This window comes from Rhizobium sp. KDH_Rht_773_N (assembly GCF_052946295.1).
Map to the genome: position 1 here is coordinate 3,659,201 of NZ_CM129525.1, position 13,785 is coordinate 3,672,985.

At 66.1% G+C, this 13,785-nt stretch carries 17 protein-coding genes and 1 pseudogene; 12 read left to right on the forward strand and 6 right to left on the reverse strand.

Annotated features, from left to right (window positions below; genetic code table 11):
• Positions 1-82 precede the first annotated feature (82 nt).
• From ACU8HS_RS18095 to ACU8HS_RS18105, 3 genes are all read right to left on the reverse strand, one after another.
• Positions 83-703 (reverse strand): ATP-dependent Clp protease proteolytic subunit, encoded by a 621-nt coding sequence (locus ACU8HS_RS18095; protein ID WP_112571461.1) that lies wholly within the window; start codon positions 701-703, stop codon positions 83-85.
• Between the two features lie 153 nt (positions 704-856).
• On the reverse strand, positions 857-1,222 hold the full coding sequence (locus ACU8HS_RS18100) for an SRPBCC family protein (RefSeq protein WP_113414774.1): 366 nt from the start codon (positions 1,220-1,222) through the stop codon (positions 857-859).
• Positions 1,219-1,533, reverse strand: coding sequence for an ArsR/SmtB family transcription factor (locus tag ACU8HS_RS18105; protein ID WP_112571465.1), 315 nt, complete (start codon positions 1,531-1,533; stop codon positions 1,219-1,221). Before ACU8HS_RS18105 ends, ACU8HS_RS18100 begins: the two co-directional genes overlap by 4 nt.
• Before the next feature lie 123 nt (positions 1,534-1,656).
• Here ACU8HS_RS18105 and ACU8HS_RS18110 point away from each other — a divergent pair, with 123 nt between their 5' ends.
• From ACU8HS_RS18110 to ACU8HS_RS18140, 7 genes are all read left to right on the forward strand, one after another.
• Positions 1,657-2,061: a hypothetical protein gene (locus ACU8HS_RS18110; RefSeq protein ID WP_113501050.1), complete on the forward strand. Its 405-nt coding sequence runs from the start codon at positions 1,657-1,659 to the stop codon at positions 2,059-2,061.
• A gap of 88 nt (positions 2,062-2,149) precedes the next feature.
• A complete protein-coding gene (locus ACU8HS_RS18115) occupies positions 2,150-3,520 on the forward strand; it encodes a PepSY-associated TM helix domain-containing protein (protein ID WP_447014838.1) in 1,371 nt (456 codons plus the stop codon).
• Between the two features lie 10 nt (positions 3,521-3,530).
• Positions 3,531-4,445 (forward strand): copper uptake system-associated protein, encoded by a 915-nt coding sequence (locus tag ACU8HS_RS18120; protein ID WP_447014839.1) that lies wholly within the window; start codon positions 3,531-3,533, stop codon positions 4,443-4,445.
• Positions 4,442-5,038, forward strand: coding sequence for an SCO family protein (locus tag ACU8HS_RS18125; RefSeq protein WP_447014840.1), 597 nt, complete (start codon positions 4,442-4,444; stop codon positions 5,036-5,038). Before ACU8HS_RS18120 ends, ACU8HS_RS18125 begins: the two co-directional genes overlap by 4 nt.
• A 243-nt stretch (positions 5,039-5,281) precedes the next feature.
• Positions 5,282-5,647, forward strand: a complete 366-nt coding sequence (copC, locus tag ACU8HS_RS18130; protein WP_112571475.1) for a copper homeostasis periplasmic binding protein CopC — start codon at positions 5,282-5,284, stop codon at positions 5,645-5,647.
• Complete coding sequence (gene copD / locus ACU8HS_RS18135) at positions 5,647-6,534, forward strand: copper homeostasis membrane protein CopD (RefSeq protein WP_447014841.1); 888 nt, start codon at positions 5,647-5,649, stop codon at positions 6,532-6,534. Before copC ends, copD begins: the two co-directional genes overlap by 1 nt.
• 193 nt (positions 6,535-6,727) lie before the next feature.
• Positions 6,728-7,672, forward strand: coding sequence for an MBL fold metallo-hydrolase (locus ACU8HS_RS18140; protein ID WP_112571479.1), 945 nt, complete (start codon positions 6,728-6,730; stop codon positions 7,670-7,672).
• Between the two features lie 133 nt (positions 7,673-7,805).
• On the opposite strand, the gene ACU8HS_RS18145 is transcribed toward ACU8HS_RS18140, so the two are convergent.
• On the reverse strand, positions 7,806-8,438 hold the full coding sequence (locus tag ACU8HS_RS18145; RefSeq protein ID WP_112757848.1) for a DapH/DapD/GlmU-related protein: 633 nt from the start codon (positions 8,436-8,438) through the stop codon (positions 7,806-7,808).
• A 201-nt stretch (positions 8,439-8,639) separates the two neighbouring features.
• Here ACU8HS_RS18145 and plsY point away from each other — a divergent pair, with 201 nt between their 5' ends.
• Complete coding sequence (gene plsY / locus ACU8HS_RS18150; RefSeq protein ID WP_447014842.1) at positions 8,640-9,320, forward strand: glycerol-3-phosphate 1-O-acyltransferase PlsY; 681 nt, start codon at positions 8,640-8,642, stop codon at positions 9,318-9,320.
• Between the two features lie 176 nt (positions 9,321-9,496).
• On the opposite strand, the gene ACU8HS_RS18155 is transcribed toward plsY, so the two are convergent.
• Positions 9,497-10,411, reverse strand: a complete 915-nt coding sequence (locus tag ACU8HS_RS18155; RefSeq protein ID WP_113498589.1) for a LysR substrate-binding domain-containing protein — start codon at positions 10,409-10,411, stop codon at positions 9,497-9,499.
• Positions 10,412-10,530: 119 nt separating this feature from the next.
• Between ACU8HS_RS18155 and ACU8HS_RS18160 the strand changes: the two genes are divergently transcribed.
• The 4 genes from ACU8HS_RS18160 to ACU8HS_RS18175 are packed head-to-tail and all read left to right on the forward strand — an operon-like array spanning position 10,531 to position 13,583.
• Positions 10,531-11,277, forward strand: a complete 747-nt coding sequence (locus tag ACU8HS_RS18160) for an SDR family oxidoreductase (RefSeq protein WP_447014843.1) — start codon at positions 10,531-10,533, stop codon at positions 11,275-11,277.
• A gap of 1 nt (position 11,278) precedes the next feature.
• Entirely contained in the window at positions 11,279-11,986 is a 708-nt protein-coding gene (locus tag ACU8HS_RS18165; RefSeq protein ID WP_447014844.1) for a cupin domain-containing protein, read from the forward strand.
• A complete protein-coding gene (locus tag ACU8HS_RS18170) occupies positions 11,983-13,092 on the forward strand; it encodes a flavin monoamine oxidase family protein (protein WP_447014845.1) in 1,110 nt (369 codons plus the stop codon). The genes ACU8HS_RS18165 and ACU8HS_RS18170 overlap by 4 nt, the downstream gene beginning before the upstream one ends.
• Positions 13,089-13,583 carry a GNAT family N-acetyltransferase gene (locus tag ACU8HS_RS18175; protein ID WP_112571491.1) on the forward strand — a complete coding sequence of 165 codons (495 nt, stop codon included), beginning with the start codon at positions 13,089-13,091 and terminating at the stop codon, positions 13,581-13,583. Before ACU8HS_RS18170 ends, ACU8HS_RS18175 begins: the two co-directional genes overlap by 4 nt.
• Before the next feature lie 8 nt (positions 13,584-13,591).
• Here ACU8HS_RS18175 and ACU8HS_RS18180 read toward each other — a convergent pair.
• A pseudogene (locus ACU8HS_RS18180) lies at positions 13,592-13,711 on the reverse strand (IS5/IS1182 family transposase); the annotation flags it as partial.
• Between the last annotated feature and the right edge of the window lie 74 nt (positions 13,712-13,785).

Sequence of the window (13,785 nt, forward strand, 5' to 3'; positions counted from 1 at the left end):
CGTGGAGCCTTGCGACACGGCGCTGAAATCCGGCGCTGAAATCCGGCAGCTGACGGGCGGGCGGCAGGTCTGCGGCCGGCGGCTATAGCGGCGCGGCCTCCGCCATCTCTTCGCGCTCCTGCAGGATGCGGTCGATCAGGCCCCATTCGAGGGCCTCTTCGGCTGTCAGGAAACGGTCGCGGTCCATGGCGGTCTCGAACTCGTCATAGGATCGCCCGCAATGTTGCGCGTAGAGGCCGGTCATGCGCTGCTTGATCTTGCGGATCTCCTCGGCATGAATGAGAATGTCGGATGCCTGCCCCTGGAACCCGCCGAGGGGCTGGTGGATGAGGATGCTGGCATTGGGCAGCGCCGCCCTTTCTCCCGGCTGGCCGGCCATCAGCAGGAACGAGCCCATGGAGCGGGCCGTTCCCATGCAGAGTGTGTGCACCGGCGCGCGGATGAAGCGCATCGTGTCGTACATGGCAAAACCGCTGGTGACGACGCCGCCCGGCGAATTGATGTAGAGATTGATCGGCTTCTTCGGATTTTCGGCTTCGAGAAACAGAAGCTGGGCGCAGACGAGGGCGGAAACCGCATCGTTGATCTCGCCGTTCAGAAAGATGATCCGCTCGCGCAGGAGGCGGGAATAGATGTCGAAGGACCGTTCCCCTCTCGAGGACTGTTCTACGACCATGGGGACGAGCTGCATCGTTTCGCGCATCGGCGAACTCCTTTGTTGGGCGCATGTCGTTGCCGCAAAACCGCTTTACACTTTTGCGCGACATGCTTTGTTGGACGCATGTCGGCACCGCAAGACCGCTGCACGGTCTTGCTCGACATGTTTTGGGAAGTCGGTTTGGGCGGGCCTGCCGCGTCAGGCGGCGAGCATGAGCATCGGGCTGTTGCCGTTGGCGACGGTTTTTGCCAGCCGCTCGAAAGTCGCGCCGGTCAGCTCGTGGACGATCCGCAGGCTGGTTCCGCCCGAAGCGTTCGGGGCGATCGTGAAGGTGACGGTGCTTTCGAGATGGGGCGGGGCATCGTCGCGCAACCTGTAGCGGATTTCCCGGCCCGGCGTTTCGCAGACGGATTGCGGATCGGCAAGGGCTTCCTTCGGCAGCCATTTCTCGCGGAATTCCGCAATGCTGATCGCCCGCCAGACCTTTTCCGGCGGCGCATCCAGCTCATAGTGCTGGACGATGCCGCTTTCCCGAGCCCGCGCCTTGGCCTTCACGTCGTTCATTGGTCCATATCCTTCAGCAAGAGCCTGAGAGCATCGATGCGGGCCGGCCAGTAGGCGCGGTATTTCGCCAGCCATTGGGCGATGAGGGCGAGGCCATCCGGATCGACTTCGTAATTCACGAAACGGCCCTCCTTCTGTTCGCGCACCAGCCTTGCCTCCCGAAGCACGGCAAGATGCTGGGACATTGCCGGCTGGCTGATCTCCATGCCCTGGCGCAGCGCGCTGGCATTCATGCGGCCGGCCGCCAGCTTCTCGAAGATCGAGCGGCGGGTCGGGTCGGCGAGCGCGCGGAAAATCTCATGTTCCATCATGGGTAACACATAAGCACAGACTTATGCGATTCGCAAGAGGCGTCGATGGTGCGCGAATGCCGCATTGAGCTTTGCCGCGGATGCCGCTATCAGGGGGGCGACGCCTGCGGGGATAGGGGAAAGATGCAAGGTCGGCTGGACAGGATCGAGCAATGGCTGGTGCGCGCTCTGTGCGCCATCGCGCTCGTTTTCGTCGGCTTTGCGCATCAGCTTCCCGCCGCCGCGAACGACCTCAGCCCCGCCGCCCTTGCCCAATACGTGCTGCCCGACGGCACGCTGCCGACGCTCTGCGTGACCGTGACCGACGACAGCGGCAAGGAACACGGCAAGATCGCCCATCTCAATCCGTGCGAAGCCTGCCGCATCGGCGCTTCCGTGCTGCTGCCGCAGCCGGCCGACATTACCGGCGCGCCCATGGGCTTCGTGCTGACGGTAGAGCTGCCGCGCCGCGCGGAAGCCTTCCGTCGCGCGCTTTTCCCGCCGAATACCGGGCCGCGCGCCCCGCCTGCAAATCCGATCCTTGCCTGAACCCGCATTGCGGCCAGGGCCGTGATGCGTCCTGCAATCATGGCCGGGCCGCATTGACGCCGCCGGCCGGGGATCCGGATCCATTTCCATGTCTACAATCGCTGCCGCCGAGGCAGAAGACGCCATATCGGGCGTTTCGCTCTATCGCGCCATCTGGCGCTGGCATTTCTTTGCCGGCCTGCTCGTCATTCCCTTCCTGCTGAACCTTGCCGTTACCGGCTCGCTCTACCTGTTCAAGGACGAGATCAACGATACGGTCTTTGCCTATCGCTATATCGTCGCGCCGGGCGGCGAGCGGCTTTCGCCGCAGACGATCGCCGAGATCGCCGCGGCCGCCGTTCCCGGCTCGGTCGCGAGTTCCTACAAGGACCCGGCCGGGCGCGACCGCTCGGCCATCGTCACCGTCTCGACCGATGCCGGCGCGAGCCTGGTCTTCGTCAATCCCTATGACGGCACGGTGCTGGACAAGGTGGGCACGACGGAGGAGTTCAACTATGTCGTCAAGCGCATCCACAGCCTGGCGCTCTTCGGCGAGACGGCGAACAAGCTGATCGAAATCACCGGCGGTTTCGCCATGGTGCTGGTCGTGACCGGCATCTATCTGTGGTGGCCGCGGCGGCAGGCGGGCGGGGTTGTCACGGTACGCGGCAGGCCGTCACGGCGGGTCTTCTGGCGGGACCTGCATGCGGTGACGGGCGCCTTTGCCGGCATCCTGATCTTCTTCCTGGCGATGACCGGCATGCCCTGGTCGGGCTATTGGGGCGCCAATGCCAATGCCTGGCTGACGAACCACGGCCTCGGCTATCCGGTGCAGCTGTGGGATGCCGTGCCGAAATCGCAGAAGGTGACGGAGGATATCCTGCCCAAGGCCGGCTGGATCGTCGAGAAGGCGCCGGTGCCGCTGTCGGAGATTGCCGCCGCGCAGGCCAAGAAGCCGATCGGGCTTGACCGGGCGGTGGAGATCGCGCGCGGGCTCGGCATGGCGCCGGGCTTCGATCTTGCCGTTCCCGGCAGCGAGACCGGCGTCTATACGGCGGCGATCTATCCCGACGACCTGAACAACGAGCGCACCGTTCATATCGACCAGTATTCCGGCAGGCCGCTCGTCGATCTCTCCTTCGGCCAGTATCCGTTCCTCGGCCGGGCGATCGAATGGGGCATCAACGTGCATCAGGGGCAGGAATTCGGGCTCGTGAACCAGCTGCTGATGCTGGCGACCTGCCTTGCCATCATCCTTTCCTGCGTGACCGGCATCGTCATGTGGTGGAAGCGGCGGCCGGCGGGGCGGGTCGGCGTGCCGCCCATGCCGCCGCGGCGCTCGGTCTATTTCGGCCTGTGGACCATCGTGCTCGCCTTCGCCATCGCCTTTCCGATGAGCGGCCTGATGATCCTGCTGATGATCGCCTTCGACCAGATGGTGATCCGCTTCGTGCCGCCGCTGAAACGCGCCTTTGCCTGAGGAGGAGGGGATGATGAAGACGACGGTTTTTCTTCTTGCCGGCCTGCTGATCGCAACGGCGGCGGCCGCGCAGGATACGATCCGCATCGACCATGCGGCCTCGCATTCCATGGTGCCGGGCGCCAGGGTCGGCGACGGCTATCTTGTCATCACCAATAGCGGCAGCGCGCCGGACCGGCTGGTTGGCGCACGTTCCGAGCGCGCCGGCAGCGTGCAGCTGCACCAGATGACGATGGCGAACGGCATCATGACCATGCGCGAACTGAAGGGCGGGCTTGCCATTCCGGCCGGCCAGACGGTGACGCTCGAACCCAACTACCACCTGATGTTCCAGGACGTGGCAAAGCCCTTCAAACAGGGCGAGACGATCCGGGCGGTGCTGCGCTTCGAGAAGGCCGGCGAGATCACGGTCGATTTTGCCGTCGGCCGGATTGCCGGGCCGCTCGACGATGTCGGCGGTAGCGGTGCGGGCATGGATCACGGCTCCATGAACCGGGGGGCGACGGACATGCCCGGCATGGACATGGCCGGGCCGCCGCCGCAGGAAGCGATCCCGGCGGTGCTGAAGACGATGTTCGAGCGGCCGGACAAGCCGCTGACCGTGCTGCCGGTGGTCGTGCGCAACGGCTTTGCGATTGCCGGCTGGCAGCAGGACGGGCGCGGCGGGCGGGCGCTTATGAAACAGGGCCATCACGGCTGGCGCCTCGTTCTGTGCAGCGGCGACGCCATCAGGCAGGCGGCGGCGCTGGAGAAGGCGGGGCTTTCGGCCGAGGATGCCGCGGCACTCTCGGCCGATCTGGCGGCGGCGGAAGCAGGGCTCGCTCCCGAAGTGCTGGCGCTGTTTGCGAGCTTCGAGGGCACCGTGACGATGGCGGCTGCCGCGGATGGGGCCGGCCAGGGCGGGCATGAGGGGCACGGCCAATGAGCGCGCGAACCCTTGCCGTTTCCGGCCTTGCCGCAAGTGCGGCCTTTGTCGGCGCGCTGGTTGCGCTCGTGCTGTCGCTCTATCTTTCTGAGCCGCGCACGGGGCCGTTCGACGCGCGGTTTTCGCTGGTCGACGACCGGGGCAACGCGGTCGACCAGTCGATCTTCAGGGGGCATCCGGCGCTCGTCTATTTCGGCTATACGCATTGCCCCGAAGCCTGCCCGACGACGCTTTACGAGGTGGCGGACTGGCTGGCGACGCTCGACGAGCGGGGCCGGGCGCTGAGGGCCTATTTCTTCTCCATCGATCCGGAGCGCGACACGCAGGCGGTGATGCACGATTACGTCACCGCCTTTTCCAGCCGCATCACCGGCATTACCGGCGCGCCGCAGGAGATGAAGAAGGTTTCCGACGGCTGGTTCATCCATGCGGAGAAACTGCCGGCCGAGGACGGCAACTATCACATGAGCCATACCGTCTCGCTGCTGCTGATCGGCGCCGACGGGCGGCTGAAGGGGCTGATCCCCTATGGGGCCGATCGCGACGAGGCGCTGAGGAAGATCCGCGACGTGCTGCTAGGCGAGGGGACGTGAGATGGTGAACGGGTTCGTCGCTCACAGATGCCCGCCTTATGCGGCGGGTTCCTCGGGCCTGTCCCGAGGGATCTGCCGCGGGCCGATGCCGATCCTCGGGACGGGCCCGGGGATGACGCCGCGCAAAAGGGGAGGTTCCCGGAAAATGGCGGCACGATCCGGAATAAATCCGCTCCCCGACTGTCTAATCTCGAAAGGGCCATGCGCCGTCGCCTGTCCCACCCAAACGAAAGGCATGATCTGATGTCCAGACTGACCCGCATCCTCTCCGTCGCCGCCCTTGCAAGCATCGCTTTTGCCGGCCAGGCGCTTGCGCACGCGCATCTGCAGGGCTCCGAGCCAGCCGACAAGGCCGCCGTCGCCTCTCCCGGCGAACTCGACCTGACCTTTAGCGAAGCGCTCGACCTCAAATTCAGCGGTGTGACCGTGACCGGCCCGGACAAGGGCGAGGTCAAGCTCGGCGAGCCCATGCTGATGGAGGGCGACAAGGTGCTGATGGTGCCGGTGTCCGGCAAACTCGCGCCCGGCAGCTACAGCGTCGATTGGCACGTGCTTTCGGCCGACGGGCACAAGACGAACGGTTCGTTCAGCTTCACCGTAAAGCCCTGATGACACCGGATACGGCCAATATCGCCTGCCGTTTCGCCTTTGATGCGGCGAGCCTGTTCCTCTGGGGCAGCGCGGCCTATCTGTGGCTGCTCGTGCCCGAGGGGCTGGGCGCCAGCCTCTGGGCCAGGCTCGGGCCGTGGCGCATCGCGGCGGTGGCGCTTGCTGTCACCGCCACGCTGGCGCTGCTGCCGGTGCGCTGCGCCATGCTGGGCAACGGCTGGGCGGACGGGCTGGACCGGGCCATCATGGCGGCGGTGCTGACGGGGACTTCCATCGGCGCCGCCTGGGCCTGGCAGGCGCTATCTGCCGCTCTTCTCCTTGCGGTGACATTGCTGCCGTTACGGCAAAAGCCTGCCGCTACGGCAATTGCCGGCGCGCTCATGCTCTGCGGCCTGGCGCTGACCGGCCATGCGGCCATGAACGACGGCTGGCTGCGGCTGCTGCAGGGGGGCAACGACGTGCTGCATGTGCTTGCGGGCGGCGCCTGGGTCGGGGCGCTGGTTCCGGTGGCGCTCGTGCTTGCCCGGCTTGGCGATGCGGCGGTGGCGGGCGAGGCGCGGATAGCGCTGATCCGTTTTTCGGCGGCGGGGCATGTGGCCGTGGCGCTGGTCATTCTCTCCGGCGCGGCAAACGGCCTCCTCATCATCGGCGGGTTGCCGCTCGACTGGAGCGTTGCCTATCAGCGGCTGCTCTGCCTGAAGATGGCGCTCGCCCTGCTGATGGTGCTGATTGCGCTCTCCAACCGCTACGGGCTGGTGGCGCGCATCGGCCGCTCGCGCCGGGCCGCGAGCGCGCTCCTTGCCGGAACCGTGGCGGAGATCGTGCTTGCCCTCGGCATTGTCGCGCTCGTTGCCTGGTTCGGCACGCTGGAGCCGGTTGCCGGCTGAACGCGCCACCACGGGCCGCTTCTAGAACCTATGTTTGGATTACCGGCGCGCAAGCGCGGCTGTACCTTTCGTGTGCCGTCACCAGAGAACGGAAACACGAGGTTCGAGCGCCGGTCTCACGACGGTATGCAGCGTCAGCGCATGCCCGGACGGAGGGTGACAGGCTGGTGTCCACACAATACAGGAGCGCGTCATGTCGCAGTCAGAAACAAAAGCCCGTAGCACGGAGCCGCAACGGGCGCCTTCCGTCGTAGCCAGGCCCGGCGATCCGGTTCCGTCGCGCTATGCGCTTAATATCGGCGATATCGAGGTGATGGTGGTCAGCGACGGGGTGCTGCCGCTGCCGACCACCATGCTGGGGCACAATGTCGACGCCGCCGTGCGCGCCGGCTGGCTGGGCGACATGTTCCTGCCGCCCGACGCTTTCGACTGGTCGCTGAACGTGGTCGTGGTGCGCAGCGGCGCCCAGACCATTCTCGTCGATGCCGGCCTGGGCATCGACCCGGACCTGAACCTGCCGCGGGCCGGACAGCTGATCAAGCGACTGGAGGCCGCAGGCATCGATCTCGGCTCCGTGACGGACGTGGTGCTGACCCATATGCATATGGACCATGTCGGCGGGCTGCTGGTCGAAGGGGTGAAGCAACGCCTGCGCAAGGACCTGCGGATCCACGTCGCGGCCGCCGAGGTCAAGTTCTGGGAAGCGCCCGATTTCTCCCATGTTGCCATGCCGCCGGGCTTCCCGGATGCGCTTCGGGCTGCCGCCAAGCGCTTCCGCGCGGAATATGAGGGCCAACTGCGGACGTTCGACGAGGAGCACGAAGTGGCGCCGGGCGTCGTCGTCTCCCGCACCGGCGGGCATACGCCCGGCCATAGCGTGGTCCGCGTGGCCTCCGGCGGCGACAAGCTGATGTTTGCCGGCGACGCCATATTCGCCGTCGGGTTCGAGCATCCCGACTGGTTCAACGGTTTCGAGCACGACCCGGAAGAGGCGGCCCGCGTGCGCGTCCGGCTTCTGCGCGAACTGGCGGCGACGGGCGAACTGCTGGTGGCGACCCACCTGCCGTTTCCCTCCATCGGCCATGTGGCCGTCGACGGCGACGCCTTTCGCTGGGTGCCGATCTTCTGGGATTACTGACCGCTGTCGGGTCGCCGCAGCAGGCCGTCATGGCGGGGTGCGGCGCATATCCTTCTCGATCTGCGAGGTCCGGCAAATGCCGGGCCTCGTTCCGCTTCGGGCATCCGTTGCGGTTTCCTGCCGATGCCGCAGCTCAGGCCCAGCGCTCGCAGAAGGCCTCGATATCGCTGGACTGAAACTCGGCAAGCCGCTCCATGATGGTCTCGAACGGCCAGTCCCACCAGGCGATGGCGGCAAGTTTTTCCGCAACCTTGCGCGAAAAGCGCTCGCGGATGAATTTGGCGGGAACGCCGCCGACGATCGTATAGGGTTCGACATCCCTGGTGACGACGGCACCGGCCGCCAGAACCGCGCCGTCCCCGACCGTGACGCCGGGCAGCACGATGACGCCGTGGCCGATCCAGACATCGTTGCCGATGACGGCGCGGGCCGCCTTGCGCCCGGCGAAGAAGGCATGGTCGCGCACAGCGTCGGCCGAATAATATTCCGGGCAATAGGTGAAGCGGTGCATGGAGGGGCGGTCCATCGGGTGGTTGGGCGCGCCGATCCTGACTTCGGCGGCAATGGCGCAGAACCTGCCGACCGTCGCGTCGGCGAGAATGCAGCGCTGGCCGAGATAGGAATAATCCCCGAGGTCGACCGTGTGCAGGGCGGTATCTTGCAGGATCTCGCAGCATCTGCCGATGCTGGAATCGCGAATGCTCGCCGTCGGGTGGATGACGGTTTCGGCAATCTTGGGGCGGTTTGGCTGGGCGGTCTTATCCATGGGCAATCTCCGGATTCCGGCCTGCCTAGCCGGGGAGGATGAAGGATATGTGACGCCAAGGAGCGGCGAGGGGAAGGCGCATTTATCACAAAGGCTATCGCGGTCAGCGTGCGATTGCCGCTCCGCGCCAGAGATGGACTTGACGCCGGTGGAGCAGAGCCCCTAGCAACATCTCAAGAACGACAGCTGATTTCGAGGAAGATGGACAGGATCGTGGTTTGGATCGCACTCGGCGGTGGATTGCTGATCGCTTATCTGCTCGGCTCGATACCGACTGGCTATATTGCCGGAAAGACGCTTCGCGGCATCGACATCCGGGAACACGGGTCGAAATCCACTGGCGCGACGAATGTGTTGCGTACCCTTGGCAAGGGACCGGCACTTTGCGTTCTTGTTATCGATATCCTCAAAGGGGCGACGGCGATACTCTTGGCCTCCCGCTACTATTCCTGGGTGGTTTTACAGCCTGCTTTCGTGCCATCGCCGACCATTGACTCCCGGTACCTTGTGCCTTGGCTCGTCTGCCTCTCGGGGCTGGCGGTCTTGCTCGGGCATGGGCGTTCGGTATGGCTGAAATTCACCGGGGGGAAGTCAGCCGCCACAGGCCTTGGCGTCCTGCTGGCGATATCATTCCCTGTCGGACTAGGTGCGGCAGCGGTCTGGGCGTTGACACTTGCTGCTTTTCGTATCGTGTCCCTTAGCTCGATCCTTGCCGCGTTGGCGGCTGTTATCCTTGTCTTCGGCTTTGAGCATCCGACACCCTATCGATTGCTGGTCGTTGTCGGGGCGTTCTATGTGATCGTTCGTCACCGCGCGAACATTCAACGGCTGATCTCGGGCGTCGAGCCACGGTTGGGGCAGGGCAAAATGGACCGAAGCTGATTCTCCGGCAACGCAGCGATTATCCGCCGGTGGCCGGAAGCGATAATTCCTCACCGGGCGATCATGGTCGGTCCGGCGCCACTACGTGTTGCGCTGGCTCTCCGGATTCCGGCCTGCCTAGCCGGGGAGGATGAAGGATATGTGACGCGGACCTGATCGCCTGAGATTCGAGCGTCTCACCGGCTTTCGACACCCTTTGAAGCCAGCCAGTCGTGAAAGGCGGCCACTTCGGACCGGCGCAGGGCCTTGGCGGACGCGGCGGCGAAATAGGCCCATTTCACGGGCCAGCGGATCTCGGGCAGGAGATGGACGAGGCGGCCGCCTTCCAGTTCCTGCGCCACCAGCGCCTTTCTCACGAGGGCGATGCCGCGCGCGGCGATGGCGGCCTGGATGACGGCCGCGGTCGAGTTGATCTTCAGGCCGCCGTCTTCCGGCGGCTGGTTTGCCCCGGCGCGGGCGAGCCAGTCGCGCCATGCCGGGAAATCGCCGTCGGGGTGGGGCGTGCCGTCGTGGATCAGGGTCTGTTCGGAAATCCAGCCGGCCGTTGCCGGGCGATCCCGCGGCAGCAGCGACCTGTTGCAGACCGCGATGATTTCCTCGCCCATCAGGAAGGTGGATTTCACGCCCTTCCAGTTGCCGAGGCCGCAGCGGATGCCGATATCGGCCTCGCCCTGCGCGAGATCGATGATCCGGTCCGAGACGTCGAGCCGGACGTCGATATTGGGGTGGCGGGCGGCAAAATCGTCGAGACGGCCGAGCAGCCAGTTGGCAACCAGCGCCTGCGACGCGGTGACGACGACGACCGAGCGGGCCTTGCGGCCGCGCAGCTTGTTGAGGCCGGATTCCAGCAGATCGAGGCCCTGCGAAATATCCTCCAGCGCGTCGGAGGCTTCGTCGACCGGGGTCAGGCGTTCGGCGCCCGAGCGCGTCCGGCGAAAGAGCGGGTAGCCGACCCAGTCCTCCAGCGAGCGGACAAGCTGGCCGACGGCGGGCGGGGTGACGTCAAGCTCGCCTGCCGCGCCGACAAAGCTGCCGTGCCTGGCCGAAGCTTCGAGCGCCTGCAGGGATTTGAGCCTTGTGAGGTTCCTCATGCGCAACCCGTCTCCCGATCTTGCCCGACAAAGATTTTCTTTCTTTCCGGTATCGTCCGTTTGCCTCGCCCTTGCAACCGAAAACCTTCATCCGTGGTCTTCCGGAAAGAGGTGCGGCTATGACGTTTGACGGCAGGACAGCGCTGGTGACGGGCGGATCGAGCGGGATCGGCCTGGCGACGGCAAGGATGCTCAGGGACCAGGGCGCGCGGGTCGCGATCACGGGCCGGTCGGCGGAGCGGCTTGCGGCCGCCCGGCGCGAACTCGGCGAGGAGGTCCTGGCGATCCGCGCCGACGTATCGTCGCTCGCCGACCTGGCGAGGATGCGGGCCGCTCTCGAAGGCGCGTTTGCGCCGATCGACATCGTGTTTGCCAATGCCGGCGTGGCCTTGGGCACGCCGCTCGCCACCGCCGACGAGGCGACCTACAATGCGATCATGGACACGAATGTGAAAGGCGTGTTCTTCACCGTGCAGGCGGTGCTGCCGCTCATGCGCGACGGCGGTTCGATCATCCTCAACACGTCCTGGCTCAACCAGGTCGGCACGCCCGGACGCGCCATCCTGTCCGCCTCGAAGGCGGCCGTGCGATCCTTCGCGAGGACCATGTCGGCAGAGCTGCTCGACCGGAAGATCAGGGTCAATGCCGTCAGCCCCGGCTCGATCGAAACGCCGATCCACCGCGGGAGGGGCCAGACGGAGGAAGACTTCAGGGCCTATGCGGCGCGGGTCGGCAGCCAGGTGCCGGCCGGGCGCATGGGCCGGCCCGAGGAGGTGGCGGCCGCCGTGCTCTTCCTCGCAAGCGATGCTTCCGCCTACATGCTGGGCGCGGAAATCGTCATCGACGGCGGCAGATCGGAGCTGTGAGATGTTGATCAACGGAGACTTCAGCCGGCGTGCGCTTGTCCATGCCGAGCGCATCGACTGGATAGCGAGCCCCGCCAGGGGCGTGGACCGGCGCATGCTGTTTCGCATCGGCGCGGAGAAGGCGCGCGCCACATCGATCGTGCGTTATGCCGCCGGCAGCCGTTTTGCCCGTCACGAACATCCGGGCGGCGAGGAATTCCTGGTTCTCGACGGCACGTTCCAGGACGAGAGCGGCGACTTTCCGGCAGGAAGCTACGTGCGCAATCCTCCCGGAACCGGCCATGCGCCGGGCAGCGACGGCGGCTGCGTCATCTTTGTGAAACTGTGGCAGTTCAGGCAGGGCGACGGCGAGAGGATCGTAAGGCTTCCGGGAGAGGGAAGGTCTTGGCGCCTTCGCCCCGGCGCGGCGTCGTCGAAAGTGCTGTTCGACGCAGACGGCGAGCGCGTGCTGCTGGAGGACTGGCAGGCCGGCGGGACGGTCGAGGTGGAAAATCCCGACGGCCTCGAACTGCTGGTTCTGTCCGGCGATTTCACGGAGAGCGGCGATGTGCTCGACCGGTGGACGTGGCTGCGCCTGCCGGCCGGCCAACCGCTTCACGCGACGGCCGGAGAGGGCGGCGCCCGCGTCTGGATGAAGGCCGGCAGGCTGCTGCATGACGATGTCTGCCCGTTCGAGGGCGCGGCGGAGGCGGAGGAGAAATCCCGATGAAGTCCCATGAGGTTGTCGTCGTCGGTGCGGGGCTTGCGGGCCTCTACGCGGCAAGGGGCCTGCACGCTGCCGGCATCGACGTCCTCGTCATCGAGGCGCGCGAGCGCATCGGCGGGCGCATCCTGACGGCGGACGGCTCGGGACTGCCGAGCGAGGACGGTTTCGATCTCGGCCCGTCCTGGTACTGGCCGCAGGTGCAGCCGGCCATGGCCGAGCTGGTATCGGAAGCCGGTCTTGCCGCCTTTGCGCAAAACAGCGAGGGCGACGTCGTCTTCGAGCGGATGTCGCGGGAGAGGCCGCAACGATACCGGCCGACGGTGCAGGAGCAGCAATCCATGCGGATCTCGGGCGGGACGGCCGCCGGCCTGCGCGCCATCGCGCGCGAGCTGCCGCCGGAGCGGGTGCTGCTGGGGCGCGGGGCGACAGCGATGGAACTGACGGAGCGCGGCGTGCGGATCACCATCCGGGGCGGGGAGGCGGCGCAACAGGCGATCGAGGCCGGCCATGTCATCGCCGCCCTGCCGCCGCGACTGCTGGAGGCTTCCGTATCCTTCACGCCGGCGCAGGACAGCGCGACCGCGAAGCGCTGGCGGGATACGCCGACCTGGATGGCGCCGCACGCCAAGTTCTTCGCGATCTACGATCAGCCGTTCTGGCGGCGTGCCGGTCTTTCCGGGACCGCCCAGAGCATGGTCGGGCCGATGGTGGAAATCCACGATGCGACGACGGCTTCCGGCAAGGCGGCCCTGTTCGGCTTTCTCGGCGTGGCGGCGCAGCAGCGCGCCGAAATCGGCGAGGAGGCGTTGAAGGCCGCCTGCCTTGCGCAGCTCGAACGCTTGTTCGGCGCTGCGGCTCGACATGCGCGGGCGACTCTGCTCAAGGATTGGGCGGCCGATCCGCTGACCGCGACACGGCAGGACCTCGTGGCCGCCGGCCATCCCGTCGTCCGGGACGGGGCCTGGGTGACGGGGCCGTGGCGGCAGCGCCTTAGCCTCGCCGGCAGCGAAACGAGCGATTCCGAGCCCGGCTACCTGTCGGGTGCGGTGACGGCGGCCAGGCGGGCGATCGCCGACTATCTTTCGCAACAGGTCAGGACTTTCGAATGACAGCCGAATATTCCTTCCGCCAGCCGGTCCTCGACGACGCGGCGCGGTGCTTCGAGATCGAAACCTCCGCCTATGAAGGGGAGGAGGCCGCGACCCTGGACAAGATCAGGACCCGGATCGCGGAATATCCGCAGGGCTTCCTTCTGCTTGAGGCGGGCGGGAGGATCGCAGGCTTCATCAACAGCGGCTGCGCCCACGATGTCGTCATGTCGGACGAGGCGTTCAAGGAACTGGTCGGGCACGATCCGCAGGCCCTGAATGTCGTCATCATGTCGGTCGTGGTCGATCCGGCCGAACAGGGCAAGGGATATGCGAAACTGCTGATGAACCGCTTCGTCGCGCAGATGAAGGACATGGGCAAGGCGAGCATCCATCTCATGTGCAAGGGGCAGCACGTGCCGCTCTACGAGAAGATGGGCTATCGCTATATCAGGCCTTCCGCATCGGAACACGGCGGCATGGCCTGGCACGAGATGGTGATGGACCTCTAGCAGGCTGCCGCCGTAAGCGCGGCGTTCACCAGTTCCCGCATCGCCGGCAGCGGATGCCGCTCGGGAACACGCGCCTCCAGATCCACATACGAAAACAATGATCCCGTCCGATCGTCCCCACCGCGCATCCAAATCAATCCCTTCTCTTGCTGCCCGAAGGGAATCATGTCTTCAGGCCAAAAGCCGGGGGGGCAGCAGCCTG

What these genes read in the sequence shown, in the direction of transcription:
- ACU8HS_RS18100 (WP_113414774.1), bottom strand. Translation starts at nt 1,222, where the DNA reads ATGAACGACGTGAAGGCCAAGGCGCGGGCTCGGGAAAGCGGCATCGTC.
- ACU8HS_RS18160 (WP_447014843.1), top strand. Translation starts at nt 10,531, where the DNA reads ATGACGTTTGACGGCAGGACAGCGCTGGTGACGGGCGGATCGAGCGGG.
- copC (WP_112571475.1), top strand. Translation starts at nt 5,282, where the DNA reads ATGTCCAGACTGACCCGCATCCTCTCCGTCGCCGCCCTTGCAAGCATC.
- ACU8HS_RS18140 (WP_112571479.1), top strand. Translation starts at nt 6,728, where the DNA reads ATGTCGCAGTCAGAAACAAAAGCCCGTAGCACGGAGCCGCAACGGGCG.
- ACU8HS_RS18165 (WP_447014844.1), top strand. Translation starts at nt 11,279, where the DNA reads ATGTTGATCAACGGAGACTTCAGCCGGCGTGCGCTTGTCCATGCCGAG.
- plsY (WP_447014842.1), top strand. Translation starts at nt 8,640, where the DNA reads ATGGACAGGATCGTGGTTTGGATCGCACTCGGCGGTGGATTGCTGATC.
- ACU8HS_RS18115 (WP_447014838.1), top strand. Translation starts at nt 2,150, where the DNA reads ATGTCTACAATCGCTGCCGCCGAGGCAGAAGACGCCATATCGGGCGTT.
- copD (WP_447014841.1), top strand. Translation starts at nt 5,647, where the DNA reads ATGACACCGGATACGGCCAATATCGCCTGCCGTTTCGCCTTTGATGCG.
- ACU8HS_RS18105 (WP_112571465.1), bottom strand. Translation starts at nt 1,533, where the DNA reads ATGATGGAACATGAGATTTTCCGCGCGCTCGCCGACCCGACCCGCCGC.
- ACU8HS_RS18120 (WP_447014839.1), top strand. Translation starts at nt 3,531, where the DNA reads ATGATGAAGACGACGGTTTTTCTTCTTGCCGGCCTGCTGATCGCAACG.
- ACU8HS_RS18155 (WP_113498589.1), bottom strand. Translation starts at nt 10,411, where the DNA reads ATGAGGAACCTCACAAGGCTCAAATCCCTGCAGGCGCTCGAAGCTTCG.
- ACU8HS_RS18145 (WP_112757848.1), bottom strand. Translation starts at nt 8,438, where the DNA reads ATGGATAAGACCGCCCAGCCAAACCGCCCCAAGATTGCCGAAACCGTC.
- ACU8HS_RS18125 (WP_447014840.1), top strand. Translation starts at nt 4,442, where the DNA reads ATGAGCGCGCGAACCCTTGCCGTTTCCGGCCTTGCCGCAAGTGCGGCC.
- ACU8HS_RS18095 (WP_112571461.1), bottom strand. Translation starts at nt 703, where the DNA reads ATGCGCGAAACGATGCAGCTCGTCCCCATGGTCGTAGAACAGTCCTCG.
- ACU8HS_RS18175 (WP_112571491.1), top strand. Translation starts at nt 13,089, where the DNA reads ATGACAGCCGAATATTCCTTCCGCCAGCCGGTCCTCGACGACGCGGCG.
- ACU8HS_RS18170 (WP_447014845.1), top strand. Translation starts at nt 11,983, where the DNA reads ATGAAGTCCCATGAGGTTGTCGTCGTCGGTGCGGGGCTTGCGGGCCTC.
- ACU8HS_RS18110 (WP_113501050.1), top strand. Translation starts at nt 1,657, where the DNA reads ATGCAAGGTCGGCTGGACAGGATCGAGCAATGGCTGGTGCGCGCTCTG.